Below are 15,642 nucleotides of genomic sequence, written 5' to 3'. Positions count from 1 at the left end.
GCGACGATAGCCGTCGCGCCCATCATCGCCACCGTGGCGGAGCCGACGGCGGCATGCAGCACCAGCGCCACCAGCCAGGCGAGCAGGATTGGGTGCATGTGCAGGTTCGAGAGAATATGTGCCAGGGAGTCCGCCAGCCCGCTGGTTTTGAGGATGGCGTTGAACGCACCGCCCGCACCGATAATCAGCAAAATATTGGCGATAGAGCCAAACCCGTGCTCCGTATGGGTCAGCATGGCGCCCATACCCATATGCTGGCGGATCCCCAGCAGGTAGTAGGCAACAAACACGGCGATAAACATCGCGGTGATTGGGTTGCCGATAAATTCCAGCAGGGTATATAGCGTGCTTTCTTTCGCCATATTCAGCTCGGCGACGGTCTTCACCAGCATCAGGGCAATCGGCAGCAGCACCGTGAAAAGCGTGGCGCCCAGCGACGGCAGGGTATGTTCTTCCCGCACCTTCAGGTCTGAAAATTCCGCCGGAACCGGTTTATAGGGCAGACGGTTGCCGAGCAGCTTCAGGAACAGCGGGCCCCCGACCAGAGACGCCATCAGGCCCACCAGCAAACCATAGACAATCACCGTGCCGACGTCCGCCCCCAGCTTATTGGTGACAAAAAGCGCAGCCGGATGCGGCGGCACCACGCAGTGCACCGCCATCAGCGCGGTACAGAGTGGAATGGCAAGCTTAAGCAGGGAGGTATTGGTCTTTTTGGCGATGGAAAATGCCAGCGGGATCAGCAGAACCACGCCCACTTCCACGAACAGCGTAATGCCGCAGATCAGGCCTACCAGCACCATAATCACGTCTGCTGACAGCCAGCGGCAGCGCTGCAAGGTCATCCCGATGCGCTCTGCCGCGCCGGAAACCTCCATCATCTTGCCCAGAATGGTGCCAAGACCAATCACCGCCGCTAGGAAGCCCAGCGTACCGCCAATACCGCTCTCAATGGCGTTTACCATATCCAGCGGGCTCATCCCCATCATTGTGCCGACGAAAAAGCTCGCCAGCAGCAGCGCGAGGAACGGATGAAACTTCAGTTTTACGATGGTTAAAACAATCAACACAATGCTGATAAGCAGCGTTGTCACAACCCAGACCGGCGATCCCATATCTCACCTCACCCCTATGTCATTTGCGGGTATTGGACGAAAAAACGGCGTGGGCTGACAAACGATATAAATTGGCGTTCAGGTGAGCCAGATTGAACCAACTGAGTGACTAAACTCTAAAAAGTGCAGTAATTTCGCCGTTGGTTCACATAAATTCACCCTCGCACGGTATGCTGAGGGCAGAAATAACGTGTGAGAATTGTGATGACCGATGCGAATGACGCCAGAAACCGGCTGTTAAACGGCTGGCAGCTGTCGAAAATGTACACCTTTGAAGTGGCCGCCCGGCATGAGTCCTTCGCCCTGGCGGCGGCGGAACTCTCGCTCAGTCCCAGCGCGGTAAGCCACCGCATCAACCTGCTGGAAGAGGAGCTGGGCATTCAGCTGTTTGTCCGCTCGCACCGTAAAGTGGAGCTGACGCAGGAAGGAAAACGGGTTTACTGGACCCTTAAATCGTCCCTCGACACCCTGAATCAGGAAATTCTGGACATCAAAAATCAGGCGCTATCCGGTACGCTGACGGTCTACTCCCGCCCGTCAATCGCCCAGTGCTGGCTGGTGCCCATGCTGGGGGATTTTACCCGCCGCTACCCGTCGATATCCCTCACTATCCTGACCGGCAATGATTACGTGAACATGCAGCGAACCGGTATCGATCTGGCGCTCTATTTCGACGATACGCCATCAAACCACCTGTCTCATCACTTTCTGATGGATGAAGCGATTTTGCCCGTCTGTTCGCCAGCGTATGCCCGCGAGCATGAGCTGCTGAAAAATCCCCATAATCTCAGCCATTGTACGTTACTGCACGACCGTCAGGCCTGGAGCAATGATTCCGGCACGGATGAGTGGCTGAGCTGGGCGCAGCATTTCGCGGTGACGATGCCGCCATCATCGGGTATTGGTTTGGATCGCTCGGACCTGGCCATTATCGCGGCCATGAATGACGTGGGGGTGGCGATGGGGAGAAAGCGGCTGGTGCAAAAGCGGCTTGAGCGGGGTGAGCTGATTGCACCGTTTGGCGAAAAGACCCTCAAATGCCATCAGCATTACTACGTCTCAACGCTACCTGGCCGTCAGTGGCCGAAAATTGATGCCTTTATTGGCTGGCTGAGAGAGCGGGTAAGCTGAAGAATTATTACGCTTTGACGCTACACCAAATGTGAAAAAGCGTGCTAAATACAGGTAATGCTTTCGATTTATCCAGGGTAAACCGTGTTAAAGCCTCTCATTGCTACCGCGTTAATGATCACCTCCGGCTGGGCCATTGCCGCTGAGCCGCCGCTGACGGCTGCCCGTTATGCGCAACAGCTGGGCGTCGGGATGGATGTGGACTGGGCGCGCACCGAGCGCGGTATTCGCGAGTTTGACCCGCTGGTGGTCCGCGATTTTCGGGCTAAAGGCATTACCCACGTGCGCATCCGCGTCGCGGATGAACCGACAGAGGCACGGCTGATCCACCTGCGTAAGCTGGTAGAAGCCTGCGAACAGTATGGCGTGATCCCGATCATCGCCTATCAGGCTGATGAGTATAAAAACGACCCGAAAGCTGACAACGAGAAAGAGGCGATCAACTGGTGGATTGCCGTGGCGCACTATTTCGGCCAGAGCTTCCCGCTGCTGGGTTTTGATCTTATTTATGAGCCGACTGACAAGCTTAATCACAATCTGGCGTCGTTAAACCACGTCTATGAAAAAAGCATCAAAGCGATCCACGACATCGACCCGCAGCGCATGATCTTCATCGCACCGCGCCTGCGCGCCGCGCCGGAGGATTTAACCAGCCTGAAGCTGCCTGCCCATAGCCAGAACTACCTGCTGGCAGAATGGCATATTTTCCCATGGGGACCGCTGAAAAATAACGGTAAATACCCGTGGACGTCCGGCACGGCGGCGGAGAAAGCGGCTATTCACAGTCGCATTACGACGGCGCTGCGCTGGCAGCAAAAAACCGGACACGTCAGCTGGGTGGGGGGCTGGGGCGTGGGGGAGTCAAACCGCTTTACACCGACCGCCTCGCAAATGGCCTTCGCCACCTTTATGGCCTGTGAGCTGCAAAAGGCGAAAATTCCGTACGCGATCAACGCGGATTTCCAGTTTTACGACGGAGAAGAGGGCGCCTGGCGGCCTGCGCCAGAGCCGTTGTTACAGGCCATGATCGCCCCTGTCTGTGAAAAGCCCGGCGAGAAGCCGGGCCATCATGCAGTTAAACCGGCTGCTCGTGATGCGGAACACGTGACGCCAGCGGCAGCCAGCACAGTAAAATCAGCAGTCCCATCAGCGTCATCAGCAGGCCCAAACTAGACTGCCCGGTCTGCGGCATCATCGCCGAGAGCCAGGCCAGCGCGCCGGAACCGATATTCTGCAAACCACCTACCAGCGCGCCCGCCGTACCTGCGAGGAACGGGAACGGCTCCATCGCGCCGCTGGTGGCAAGCGGGAACAGCATGCCCGCACCGAAGAAGAACAGTGCCGCCGGGATCAGCAGCGTCCAGACGGTCATCACACCGAACAGCCCCGGGATCCACATCATCAGGCCTGCCAGCAGGCAGCTGATCACCGACTGCCACATCAGCGTTGAGAAACGCTTGTTCTGACGTCCGGCGAACCATGCCCCGAAGAATGCCGCCGGTATCGGCAGAATAAACAGAATACTGACCACCATACTGCTCAGGCCAAGACCTGCGCCCAGCAGCACGCCGGAGCAGGCTTCAAACACCGCAATGCCCGCCAGACCGCCGATCAGCATCAGCAGGTAACAGGTAAACGACCCGTTGCCGAACAGCGTTTTATAGCTGGCGATGAGCTTCGTGCGCGGTGCGTCCTGAGGGCGGGTTTCCGGCATCCAGCGCGCCATGCTGAAGGTGACAATCACACAGAGCACCAGCAGGAAGGCGTAGCAGGCGCGCCAGGACCACATGGTGTCCAGCAGGCCGCCGATCAGCGGCGCCAGCAGCGGGCTAACCAGAATACCCATATTCAACAGGCTGTTGGCATGGCGGAGCTGGGTGCCCTGATACATGTCACGCGGTAAGGTTCGCGCCATCACCCCACCGACGCCGGTACCAACACCCTGCAGGGCGCTGGCGGCAATCAATATGGTCAGGCTGTGGGTGGTGATGGCAATCACCGTCGCGACCATGAAGATGCACATGCCTGTCAGAATGACCGGGCGGCGGCCGATACGGTCGGAGAGCGGCCCGTAGAATAACTGCGACACGCCATAGGTCAGCAGGTAGGCCGCCATCACGCTTTGTACTGCGCCCTCGCGGACGTTTAGTTCCTTTGCCATGTCGGCAATCGCCGGAATGTAGATGGTTTGCGCCATCTGACCGACGGCCACCAGTAACACCAGCATCAACAATAAGTTAACGTTCCTTTGTTTTTTCATGTCGCTGAATACTTTTGCCAAAAGAGAAAAATGAAGAATAAGTGACTATGCATTCCCATAAATGCGCGAGGAATCTACCACAGTGAGATGACAAATTGAGCATTACTGTGATGAATGGAGAAACAGAAAAAGGCAGGATTTGTAAACAAGATCGGCAACTAATGTTGCCAGTGATTTACGCGAGGCGCAGCAGGATCGCGCCACCCGCAATACCCAGCGCCGCGGCAATGCGCAGACCCGCAACCTTCTCTTTTAACAGCACAAACGCGATCAACGCCCCGAAGAGAATGGAGGTTTCACGCAGCGCGGCGACCACTGCCAGCGGGGCCTGCGTCATTGCCCATAGCGCCAGGCCATATGAGCCCATAGTCCCCACGCCGCCGAGCAACCCCTTTTTCCAGTGCAGACGGAGATAGCTGGACGCTTCACGCCGACGTGCCACCATCGCCCAGCACAGCAGACAGAAGCCGTTCATAAAGAAGGTCCACAGCGTGTAGCCCAGCGCGGTGTCGGATAAACGCACACCGGTGCCATCTACCAGCGTATACCCGGCGATAAAACAGGCGTTCAGCAGCGCCAGCCAGATCCCTTTTCGGGACTGCATGCGTCCGTTCATCGCCATGGCCAGGATCGACAGACAGATCACCCCGATGCCGGACCAGGCAAGCCACGAGAGACTATCGCCGAGCACCAGCACGCTTACCAGCGCCACCAGCAGTGGTGCGGTGCCGCGCATCAGCGGATAGGTCTGGCTCATATCCGAGACCTGATAGGTCTTCGCGTCCAGAACCGTATACACCACCTGTAATGCGCAGGAGACGATCAGGAACGGCCAGCTGGCGGCGGCGGGCTGAGGAGAGAAAGGCAGTAATACCAGAGCGATTAGCGTGGCGGAGCCGCTGACGCTGATCGCAGAATAGAGCTTGTCCGTTCCGGCTTTGACAATGGCGTTCCAGCTGGCATGCAGCAGTGCGGCGAAGAGTAAAATGCAGAAAACGGTGATGGTCATGGCGTATCGGATGGTGAATTGTCACTCAACTGTAACATTCACAACCCGATGCTGCCAGCCGCTCAGACCGCGCAGAAAAGACGGTGCGTCACCCGAGGTTCGTCAGACACCAGCCTGAAGCCCGCCTGGTGATAGAAGCCATACGCGCTGTCCGGCGCATGGGTATTGAGAAAATCAAACCAGATGCTGGCATCGGCCATCACCACGCTTAAAAGCTGTTTGCCAATGCCCATCCCGCGGCACTTCTCACTGACGTAGAGATGGCGAATACGCCCGGCGCGTGGCTGCTGGCTGAACGGATCGCGGTTAAGCCCGCACACGCCCACCAGCCTGCCGTTAAGAAACGCCCCCAGCAGCTTTTCACCCGGCGCGTTAAAGCGGTTTTCGCCGCGTTGCCAGTTCTCTTCCAGCCTGCGCAGCATGTTGAAATTCAGTGCGATACTCTCCGCCTTCAGGGCGATGTACCCCGGCTCTTCTGGGGTAACAGGCTCAATTAACAGACGCGACATAGCATTCCCTCGTTATTAAAGAGGGGCGGTTGCCCGCCCCTCTCAGGTGCGACTTGAACCTGAATCACCGAAGGTATTTCAGGACAGCATCAAGCAGTTGCAGTACTGCAACAATGAGTTTGAGGATAAGTATCACCATATCCACTACGCTCATACGCGTCTCCTTTTGGTTAAAAGGAGCACGATGCTGGCGTACCTTTCCGCCGCCTGTGGCCAGCACCTGGATTGACGTAACACAGTGTGCTCACTTCAGGGGTTAAGGCACTGACGGCACCACCCGTTTCAGCCAGGACTTCGTTGCGCCGGTAGAACTGCGGCCCCCTCGCTCACTGCGAACACCTTCAGTATAGATAAATACTGTATGCATGAACAGTATTTTGTGGACAAAATCTGGAAGGCGATCCATACTCAAAAACGTCAAAATCCGTGCCTCAATTGCGCGTTCGTCTTCGATCGCGTATACTTTTTGCGTTGACGTAACACAGTGTGTTCTGCGGCGACCAACCGCAAAACCCTGATAAAAACCTCGCTCCGGCGGGGTTTTTTGTTTTCTGGGCTATCCCTTTTTAAGGGAAAGTACCTGATAAAATTTGCACGATAACATCACCAAATACGAAAATAATATAAATGAGTTGTATTGATACCCATCATAAAATTTAAATTGAATCATTTATTGCCGTAATAAATAACGGTGAAAAGGTTTATTTATTACATGAATGTATATTTAAATTACTCCATTGGTTTGAATTGCGCAGCCTTGCAATGTACATTGCTATAACCACAAAAATGATATGGATAAGTTATGCAGGCCGATGATTATTTAAAGATGAAGTTCCAGAGCGACAGACAGTTGGCTCTTTATGGACAGCAAGGTGTTGCCGGGACATGGAAAGCATTAAAGGGGATAGGTACTGATATATACTCAGGAATGGAGCGTGTAAGTTGGTACTCATCATGCTTAATCCCCAGCTATCACGATGTATGCGATGAGCTTCTTTCAGAGGAAAAGAGGATGTACCTCTCAATTCTCTCGCTGTACCGTTATCGCAATGTAATAGCATACATGCTTTATCTTTATTTTGAGACTATTATCGCCGACTCTGAAAATGGAAATGAGAACAATCGCGTTCGCGAGACGGACTCAAAAGTAACCGGATTAGTTAAAAACATCCCGACAAGCAAGGCAGCGCGTTTAGCGATAGCATGGGCGCTGGCTAAATACCTTTCGGAATCTGGCATGCTTTCAGAAATCGTCGTCGAGCGGCTTGCACGCCGTGTACCTAACATTGTCATGGCATTTCAACTGATTGGCACGGAACAGAAGTGCGCGCTTGCTGCCCGTCGCCTGAAAACGCTGGACCCTAAGTATTACGCCACTCTCTATGCTGCACAACTGGAGATGCTTTACTACTTTTTTGAACCTTTCCTGTCTGAACTCATTAAGAAGGTGCAAATGGGGTTCTATGAAGATTTCGATGCGATTTATAACGACTTAAAGGATTAATAAGATGTTTAAGAGTCTGCTATCAATTCTATTTACGGATATTTTATTTCCCGTTTATATTTTTGCGTGCGCCTCTTTGTTTCTGTGGTTGATGCCTGACCACTGGGTATTACTCACATTCATCGCTATAGTAGTATTTATTATTGTCCATCCGATAATATTCGGCCGCTTTGATAAATACGATTGAACGTTTTAAAAAGGAGTTTTTATGTCAAATCCGGCTTATTTATTTCTCACAGATGAAAATGGTTCACCTGTGGTTGGCCCTTGCCTTGTCTCAGGGCGTGAAGGTGCAATTGAACTCAAATCACTCACTCACAATGTCAACATCCCCGTCGACGGGAATACCGGGAAATTGACGGGCACGCGTATACACATGCCCATCATGTTTCAGAAAGAATTTGATCGCGTAACCCCACTTTTATTTCGCGCGCTGAGTACGGGAAGAACGCTCCAGTCAGCCACCATTAAGATGTATCAGATTAACGAGGCTGGTTTAGAACAGGAATATTTTAATATACACCTTGAGAATGTGAAAATAACTTCAATCACACCAGACCTGTATCCCGGCGCAAACACCGGAACACACCTTGAAACGGTTCTGATACGCTATGAGAAAATCACCTGGAAGCATTGCGACGGGAATGTCGTCTATAGTGACACCTGGAATGAGCGAGCAACATACTGAAACGTGATCCCTGACGCATTTTTGCGCAGATGAAAATATTTCCATTGTCACGCTGAAAAACCTGTGTTTGTATAAATCCACTCAATGATTCCAAACACAGGTCCCCAATGACTGCATCCATGAACACCGCGACCCTACTAAAAACTGCGCAACCAGCCGCAGTGGTCGTCGTGCGTGTGGTGGTGGTCGTCGGCAATGCGCCGTAGGGACTGGATCAACACACGAATCCAAAACCCCGCCGGCGCAAACCGGGCGGGGTTTTTCGTTTAGGACCCTCCCCGGAACGTCGGCCCAGAAGAAAAGGACTGGAGCATGGCAAGTTCGGGCACAACATCCACCAGGACGCGTTTTACTGGCGCGCAGTTAATCGTTCATTTACTGGAACGGCAGGGCATTACCACGGTTGCGGGCATCCCGGGCGGCACGGTGCTGCCGCTGTATGACGCGTTAAGCCAAAGCACGCAGATCCGCCACGTGCTGGCGCGCCACGAGCAGGGCGCAGGCTTTATCGCTCAGGGGATGGCGCGGACCCAGGGCAAACCGGCAGTCTGTATGGCCTGCAGCGGCCCGGGGGCGACTAACCTGGTGACCGCCATCGCCGACGCGCGTCTCGACTCCATTCCGCTGATCTGCATCACCGGCCAGGTGCCGTCTTCAATGATCGGTACCGATGCGTTCCAGGAAGTGGACACCTACGGCATCTCTATCCCCATCACCAAACATAACTATTTAGTTCGCGACATCACCGAGCTTCCTCAGGTTATCAGCGATGCGTTTCGTATCGCGCAGTCCGGCCGCCCGGGCCCGGTGTGGATAGACATTCCTAAGGATGTCCAGACCGCAGAAATTGAGATCGATGTTCTGCCGGAACCGGGCGTGCGTGCCCCCGCGCCGGAATTCAGCGCTGAGAGCGTGCGCGACGCCGCCGCCATGATCAATGCCGCCAAACGTCCGGTGCTCTATCTGGGTGGCGGGGCAATCAACGCCGCGGATGAAATCCGTCAGTTCGCTGAAAAAGCCAACCTGCCCACCACCATGACCCTGATGGCGCTCGGCATGCTGCCAAAAGCGCACCCGCTGTCCCTGGGCATGCTGGGGATGCACGGCGCACGCAGCACCAACTACATCCTGCAGGAGGCGGATTTATTGATTGTTATGGGCGCGCGTTTTGATGACCGGGCGATTGGCAAAACCGAGGAGTTCTGCCCGAATGCCAAAATTATCCACGTGGATATCGACCGCGCTGAGCTCGGCAAAATCAAACAGCCGCACGTGGCAATTCAGGGGGATGTGGCGGAAGTACTGACGCAGCTGATCCCGCAGACGGACGCAATCGACCGCGCCGACTGGCGTCAGATGGTGGCCGATTTGCAGCGCGAGTTCCCGGGTGCCATCCCAACCGAAGGTGACCCGCTGAGCCACTACGGGCTGATTAACGCCGTGGCCGCCTGCGTGGACGACAGCGCGATTATTACCACCGACGTTGGCCAGCATCAGATGTGGACCGCGCAGGCTTACCCGCTGAACCGTCCGCGCCAGTGGCTGACCTCTGGCGGCCTCGGCACCATGGGGTTCGGCCTGCCGGCGGCAGTCGGGGCGGCGCTGGCAAATCCGGACCGCAAGGTCATCTGTTTTTCCGGTGACGGCAGCCTGATGATGAACATTCAGGAGATGGCCACCGCCGCCGAAAACCAGTTAGACGTGAAAATTATCCTGATGAACAACGAGGCGCTGGGGCTGGTACACCAGCAGCAGAGTCTGTTCTACAAGCAGGGCGTGTTTGCCGCGACCTATCCGGGGATGATTAACTTTATGCAGATTGCCGCCGGTTTTGGCCTGCACACCTGCGATCTGAACGCCGAAGAAGATGCCCACGCAGCGCTGCAGGAGGCGATTTCGCGTCCGGGCCCGGCGCTGATCCACGTGCGTATCGACCCTGAACAAAAAGTGTATCCGATGGTGCCGCCAGGGGCGGCAAATACTGAGATGGTGGGGGAATAAGCCATGCAGAAACAACATGAAAACGTCATTCTGGAACTCACCGTCCGCAACCACCCTGGCGTCATGACCCACGTCTGCGGGCTGTTTGCCCGCCGGGCGTTTAACGTGGAAGGCATTCTTTGTCTGCCCATTCAGGGCAGCGAGCACAGCCGCATCTGGCTACTGGTTAATGACGACCAGCGTCTGGAGCAGATGATGGCGCAAATCGACAAACTGGAAGATGTCACCAAAGTGGCGCGCAACCAGTCCGATCCCACCATGTTTAACAAAATTGCGGTGTTTTTCGAATAGATCGCTTAAGGTAAGCCTCTTTCGCTCTTGTAGGCCGGATAAGCGCAGCGCCATCCGGCTTTTCAGACCGCAGGAATAGACATGACCACCATCGCTCTCATCGACGACCACCTTATCGTCCGCTCCGGATTTGCCCAGCTTTTAAACCTCGAACCGGATTTTCAGGTCGTGGCCGAGTTTGGCTCCGGTCGTGAAGCGCTGGCGGGCCTGCCGGGGCGCGGGGTGCAGGTGTGTATCTGCGATATCTCGATGCCGGATCTCTCGGGTCTTGAGCTGTTAAGCCAGCTGCCGAAAGGGATGGCGACGATCATGCTTTCGGTCCACGACAGCCCGGCGCTGGTGGAGCAGGCCCTTAACGCGGGGGCGCGCGGATTCCTCTCTAAACGCTGCAGCCCGGACGAGCTGATTGCCGCCGTGCGCACCGTTTCCACCGGCGGCTGCTATCTGACGCCGGATATCGCCATCAAGCTGGCGGCCGGACGCCAGGATCCGCTTACCCGGCGCGAACGTCAGGTGGCAGAGAAGCTTGCCCAGGGCATGTCGGTGAAAGAGATTGCCGCCGAGCTGGATCTGTCGCCGAAAACCGTCCACGTTCATCGCGCCAACCTGATGGAAAAACTCAACGTCAGCAACGACGTTGAGCTGGCCCGCCGCATGTTCGACAGCTGGCAATGAGTCCCGTCTTTTCGCGGCTGATCGCCGTCGTTGCCAGCTTCTTTATCTTCTCCGCCGCCTGGTTCTGCCTGTGGAGCATCAGCCTGCATCTGGTGGAACGCCCGGAGCTGGCGGTACTGCTCTTTCCCTTTGGCCTGCGTCTGGGGCTGATGCTGCAATGCCCGCGCGGCTACTGGCCTGTTCTGCTGGGCGCAGAGTGGCTGATGCTGGTCTGGCTGGCGCAGGAAGTCTCCCTCGCGCATCTGCCCTTATTGATGACCGGAAGCCTGCTCACGCTCCTCCCGGTTGCGCTTATCTCCCGCTATCGCTACCAGCGCGACTGGCGCACCCTGCTGCGCCAGGGGGCGGCGCTGATTGCCGCCGCGCTGCTGCAGTCCCTGCCGTGGGCGGGTGATAAGGAGATGCTTAACGCGCTGCTGCTGACCCTGACCGGTGGTCTGACCCTTGCCCCGACCTGCCTCGTCATCTGGCACTACCTCACCAGCACCGTCTGGCAGCCGCTTGGCCCGGCGCTGGTCTCACAACCGGTGAACTGGCGCGCCCGGCATCTCATCTGGTATCTGCTGCTGTTTGTGGTGAGCCTGTGGCTGCAGCTTGGCCTGCCCGCCGAACTTTCACGCTTTACGCCTTTTTGCCTGGCGCTGCCGATCATCGCCCTGGCCTGGCACTACGGCTGGCAGGGGGCATTGATCGCGACCCTGATGAACGCCATCGCCCTGATTGCCAGCCAGACCTGGCACGATCATCCCGTGGACCTGCTGCTCTCCCTGCTGGCCCAGAGCCTGACCGGATTGCTGCTGGGGGCGGGCATTCAGCGTCTGCGCGAGCTGAACCAGTCCCTGCAGACCGAGCTGGCACGCAACCGGCGTCTGGCGGAGCGCCTGCTGGAGACGGAAGAGAGCGTGCGGCAGGAGGTTGCCCGCGAGCTGCACGACGATATCGGCCAGACCATCACCGCCATCCGCACCCAGGCGGGCATTGTCCAGCGTCTGGCGGCGGAAAACGCAGGCGTGAAGCAGGGCGGAGCGCATATCGAACAACTCTCTCTTGGCGTGTACGACTCGGTGCGACGTCTGCTGGGCAGGTTGCGTCCGCGCCAGCTCGACGATCTCTCGCTGGAGCAGGCGGTACGCTCTCTGATGCGTGAGATGGAGCTGGAAAGCCGCGGCATTGTCAGCCATCTCGACTGGCGCATCAATGAAGCCACCCTGAGCGAAGGCCAGCGCGTGACGCTGTTCCGCGTCTGTCAGGAAGGGCTGAACAATATTGTCAAACACGCCAACGCCAGCGCGGTGACGCTGCAGGGCTGGCAGCAGGATGAGAATATCAGGCTGGTGATTGAAGACGACGGCTGCGGCCTGCCACCGGGCTCCGGCCAGCAGGGCTTTGGCCTGGCGGGCATGCGGGAGCGCGTGAAGGCGCTGGGCGGCACGCTGAGCATCTCCTGCACCCACGGGACGCGCGTCAGCGTCAGCCTGCCGCTAAGGAGCCACCATGTTTAAAACCCCGGCTAACGCCGCGCCGATAGGTAACAAAGCGGAAATCGACGCCCGCTACCGCTACTGGCGTCGCCATATCCTGATCACCATCTGGCTCGGCTACGCGCTGTTCTACTTCACCCGCAAAAGCTTCAACGCCGCCGCGCCGGAGATCCTCGCCAGCGGCGTAATGACCCGCACCGATATCGGCCTGCTGGCGACGCTGTTTTACATCACCTACGGCTTGTCGAAGTTCTTCTCCGGCATCGTCAGCGACCGCTCCAACGCCCGCTATTTCATGGGCGTTGGGCTGATTGCCACCGGCGTAGTGAATATCCTGTTTGGCTTCTCCACCTCGCTGTGGGCCTTTGCCCTGCTGTGGGCGCTGAACGCCTTTTTCCAGGGCTGGGGCGCGCCGGTCTGCGCCCGTCTGCTCACCGCCTGGTACTCGCGCAACGAGCGCGGCGGCTGGTGGGCTGTCTGGAACACCGCGCATAACGTCGGCGGGGCGCTGATCCCTATGGTGGTCGGCGCGGCGGCGCTACACTACGGCTGGCGCGCGGGGATGATGATTGCCGGCGGTCTGGCGATTGTCGCCGGGCTGTTCCTCTGCTGGCGGCTGCGCGACAGGCCGCAAACCGTCGGCCTGCCCGCGGTGGGCGACTGGCGGCACGACGAGATGGAAATGGCGCAACAGCAGGAGGGGGCGGGGCTGACGCGAAAAGAAATCCTCACCAAATACGTCTTGTTAAACCCCTATATCTGGCTGCTCTCGCTCTGCTACGTGCTGGTCTACGTGGTGCGTGCAGCCATCAACGACTGGGGCAATCTGTACATGTCCGAGACGCTCGGCGTGGACCTGGTCACCGCCAACTCCGCGGTGACGATGTTCGAACTGGGCGGGTTTATCGGCGCGCTGGTGGCGGGCTGGGGCTCGGATAAGCTATTCAACGGCAACCGCGGCCCGATGAACCTGATTTTCGCGGCCGGGATATTACTTTCCGTCGGCTCGCTGTGGCTGATGCCGTTCGCCAGCTACGTGATGCAGGCGGCGTGCTTCTTCACCACCGGTTTCTTCGTCTTCGGCCCGCAGATGCTGATCGGCATGGCGGCGGCTGAGTGTTCGCACAAAGAGGCGGCGGGTGCGGCGACGGGCTTTGTCGGGCTGTTTGCCTACCTCGGCGCGTCGCTCTCCGGCTGGCCGCTGGCGCGGGTGATCGACGTCTGGCACTGGAGCGGTTTCTTCGCGGTGATCGCTATCGCGGCAGGGATCTCTGCGCTGCTGCTGCTGCCGTTTTTGCACGCGCAGTCTCCGCGCGAGGCGAGCGAAGCGTGATGCGCCTCACTTTTTCGCCCCGAGTGGCGCAAAACTAGGAAATTTTCCCGGTTTTACCTGGACGCTGTCTCAGGCATCTCTCCCGGCTGATTTTTACAATGCCTGCCATTCGCAGGTAAAAATCAGCTCAGGAGCAAACCATGCTGGCCTTCCTCAATCAGGTGCGCAAGCCGACCCTGGATCTGCCGCTCGACGTGCGGCGCAAGATGTGGTTCAAACCGTTCATGCAGTCCTATCTGGTGGTCTTTATCGGCTACCTGACCATGTACCTGATCCGCAAAAACTTTAATATCGCGCAGAACGACATGATCTCGACCTACGGGCTGAGCATGACGCAGCTGGGGATGATCGGTCTGGGCTTCTCCATCACCTACGGCGTGGGGAAAACCGTTGTCTCCTACTACGCGGACGGCAAAAACACCAAGCAGTTCCTGCCGTTTATGCTGATTCTCTCCGCTATCTGTATGCTCGGCTTCAGCGCCAGCATGGGCGCAGGCTCCGTCAGCCTGTTCCTGATGATCGCCTTCTACGCCCTGAGCGGTTTCTTCCAGAGCACCGGCGGGTCGTGCAGCTACTCCACCATCACCAAATGGACCCCGCGGCGTAAGCGTGGCTCGTACCTCGGCATGTGGAACATCTCCCACAACCTCGGCGGGGCAGGTGCGGCTGGCGTGGCGCTGTTCGGTGCAAACTACCTGTTCGACGGCCACGTGATCGGCATGTTTATCTTCCCGTCGATTATCGCCCTGATTGTCGGCTTTATCGGCCTGCGCTTCGGCAGCGACTCCCCGGAATCTTACGGCCTTGGCAAAGCCGAAGAGCTGTTCGGCGAGGAGATCAGCGAAGAGGACAAAGAGACCGAAGAAAACGAGATGACCAAATGGCAGATCTTTGTTGAGTACGTGCTGAAAAACAAAGTGATCTGGCTGCTCTGCTTCTCGAATATCTTCCTGTACGTGGTGCGCATCGGTATCGACCAGTGGTCTACCGTGTATGCCTTCCAGGAGCTGAAGCTTTCTAAAGAGGTGGCGATTCAGGGCTTCACCCTGTTTGAAGTGGGCGCGCTGGTCGGCACGCTGCTCTGGGGCTGGCTCTCGGATCTCGCCAACGGTCGTCGTGCACTGGTGGCCTGCATCGCGCTGGCGCTGATTATTGCTACCCTGGGCGTTTACCAGCATGCCAGCAACCAGTACGTTTACCTCGCGTCCCTGTTCGCGCTCGGCTTCCTGGTGTTTGGTCCCCAGCTGCTGATCGGCGTGGCGGCAGTCGGCTTCGTTCCGAAAAAAGCGATCGGCGCCGCCGACGGGATTAAAGGCACCTTCGCCTACCTGATCGGCGACAGCTTCGCCAAGCTGGGTCTGGGGATGATCGCAGACGGCACGCCAATTTTCGGCCTCACCGGCTGGGCGGGCACCTTTGCCGCGCTGGATGCGGCAGCCATCGGCTGTATCGTCCTGATGGCGATGGTTGCGGTGCTGGAAGAACGTAAAATTCGCCGGGAAAATCGCGCGCAGAAATTAAAAATAGCCTGAGTGTGCAGGTAACGTCTTTGCCCGGTGTGTGATGCCGGGCTTTTTTGTATTAACGCCCCCGGCGTTAATGCCTTATATCCCCTTCTGCAAGGTCTTTTCTGTTCACTATTATG

16 protein-coding genes are annotated in these 15,642 nt (G+C 57.2%); 11 read left to right on the top strand and 5 right to left on the bottom strand.

Annotated elements, in window-relative coordinates; genetic code table 11:
- Positions 1–1,115 (bottom strand): D-serine transporter DsdX (dsdX, locus tag LDK53_RS06355; protein ID WP_225285006.1); only part of this gene is annotated, 1,115 nt, incomplete at its 3' end.
- A gap of 204 nt (positions 1,116–1,319) precedes the next feature.
- Between dsdX and dsdC the strand changes: the two genes are divergently transcribed.
- The gene (dsdC, locus tag LDK53_RS06350; protein WP_225285009.1) at positions 1,320–2,246 is read left to right on the top strand and encodes a DNA-binding transcriptional regulator DsdC; all 927 of its coding nucleotides are present in this window, start codon (positions 1,320–1,322) and stop codon (positions 2,244–2,246) included.
- 84 nt (positions 2,247–2,330) lie between these two features.
- The gene (locus tag LDK53_RS06345) at positions 2,331–3,419 is read left to right on the top strand and encodes a cellulase family glycosylhydrolase (RefSeq protein ID WP_225284998.1); all 1,089 of its coding nucleotides are present in this window, start codon (positions 2,331–2,333) and stop codon (positions 3,417–3,419) included.
- Here LDK53_RS06345 and emrD read toward each other — a convergent pair.
- The 4 genes from emrD to tisB all read right to left on the bottom strand — a co-directional run bounded on the left by emrD (position 3,322) and on the right by tisB (position 6,178).
- Entirely contained in the window at positions 3,322–4,506 is a 1,185-nt protein-coding gene (gene emrD, locus LDK53_RS06340) for a multidrug efflux MFS transporter EmrD (RefSeq protein ID WP_095452041.1), read from the bottom strand. The two genes, LDK53_RS06345 and emrD, sit on opposite strands and share 98 nt — an antisense overlap.
- 175 nt (positions 4,507–4,681) lie before the next feature.
- A complete protein-coding gene (locus LDK53_RS06335) occupies positions 4,682–5,515 on the bottom strand; it encodes an EamA family transporter (RefSeq protein WP_225284995.1) in 834 nt (277 codons plus the stop codon).
- 62 nt (positions 5,516–5,577) lie between these two features.
- On the bottom strand, positions 5,578–6,024 hold the full coding sequence (locus tag LDK53_RS06330; RefSeq protein ID WP_045285322.1) for a GNAT family N-acetyltransferase: 447 nt from the start codon (positions 6,022–6,024) through the stop codon (positions 5,578–5,580).
- A 64-nt stretch (positions 6,025–6,088) separates the two neighbouring features.
- Positions 6,089–6,178: a type I toxin-antitoxin system toxin TisB gene (tisB, locus tag LDK53_RS06325; RefSeq protein ID WP_020684667.1), complete on the bottom strand. Its 90-nt coding sequence runs from the start codon at positions 6,176–6,178 to the stop codon at positions 6,089–6,091.
- A 648-nt stretch (positions 6,179–6,826) separates the two neighbouring features.
- On the opposite strand from tisB, the gene LDK53_RS06320 reads away from it, so the two are divergent.
- The 9 genes from LDK53_RS06320 (at position 6,827) to uhpT (ending at position 15,529) form a co-directional block, all read left to right on the top strand.
- The gene (locus LDK53_RS06320; protein ID WP_225284993.1) at positions 6,827–7,528 is read left to right on the top strand and encodes a hypothetical protein; all 702 of its coding nucleotides are present in this window, start codon (positions 6,827–6,829) and stop codon (positions 7,526–7,528) included.
- A gap of 208 nt (positions 7,529–7,736) precedes the next feature.
- Entirely contained in the window at positions 7,737–8,216 is a 480-nt protein-coding gene (locus LDK53_RS06315; protein ID WP_225284992.1) for an Hcp family type VI secretion system effector, read from the top strand.
- Between the two features lie 107 nt (positions 8,217–8,323).
- The gene (gene ivbL, locus LDK53_RS06310; RefSeq protein ID WP_071830013.1) at positions 8,324–8,422 is read left to right on the top strand and encodes an ilvB operon leader peptide IvbL; all 99 of its coding nucleotides are present in this window, start codon (positions 8,324–8,326) and stop codon (positions 8,420–8,422) included.
- A 106-nt stretch (positions 8,423–8,528) separates the two neighbouring features.
- Positions 8,529–10,217, top strand: a complete 1,689-nt coding sequence (gene ilvB, locus LDK53_RS06305; RefSeq protein ID WP_225284991.1) for an acetolactate synthase large subunit — start codon at positions 8,529–8,531, stop codon at positions 10,215–10,217.
- 3 nt (positions 10,218–10,220) lie between these two features.
- A complete protein-coding gene (gene ilvN, locus LDK53_RS06300) occupies positions 10,221–10,508 on the top strand; it encodes an acetolactate synthase small subunit (RefSeq protein WP_006808802.1) in 288 nt (95 codons plus the stop codon).
- An 81-nt stretch (positions 10,509–10,589) separates the two neighbouring features.
- Positions 10,590–11,183: a transcriptional regulator UhpA gene (gene uhpA, locus LDK53_RS06295; RefSeq protein WP_022646555.1), complete on the top strand. Its 594-nt coding sequence runs from the start codon at positions 10,590–10,592 to the stop codon at positions 11,181–11,183.
- Positions 11,180–12,685 carry a signal transduction histidine-protein kinase/phosphatase UhpB gene (gene uhpB, locus LDK53_RS06290; RefSeq protein ID WP_225284989.1) on the top strand — a complete coding sequence of 502 codons (1,506 nt, stop codon included), beginning with the start codon at positions 11,180–11,182 and terminating at the stop codon, positions 12,683–12,685. Before uhpA ends, uhpB begins: the two co-directional genes overlap by 4 nt.
- Positions 12,678–13,997 (top strand): MFS transporter, encoded by a 1,320-nt coding sequence (locus LDK53_RS06285; protein ID WP_225284987.1) that lies wholly within the window; start codon positions 12,678–12,680, stop codon positions 13,995–13,997. The genes uhpB and LDK53_RS06285 overlap by 8 nt, the downstream gene beginning before the upstream one ends.
- Before the next feature lie 140 nt (positions 13,998–14,137).
- Complete coding sequence (uhpT, locus tag LDK53_RS06280) at positions 14,138–15,529, top strand: hexose-6-phosphate:phosphate antiporter (RefSeq protein WP_025757000.1); 1,392 nt, start codon at positions 14,138–14,140, stop codon at positions 15,527–15,529.
- Positions 15,530–15,642: the final 113 nt, after the last annotated feature.

Source organism: Enterobacter sp. K16B (genome assembly GCF_020216105.1).
Classification (GTDB): Bacteria; Pseudomonadota; Gammaproteobacteria; order Enterobacterales; family Enterobacteriaceae; genus Enterobacter; species Enterobacter sichuanensis.
The sequence above is the reverse complement of the archived record's forward strand: the minus strand, read 5'-3'. Positions and strand labels throughout refer to the sequence as shown.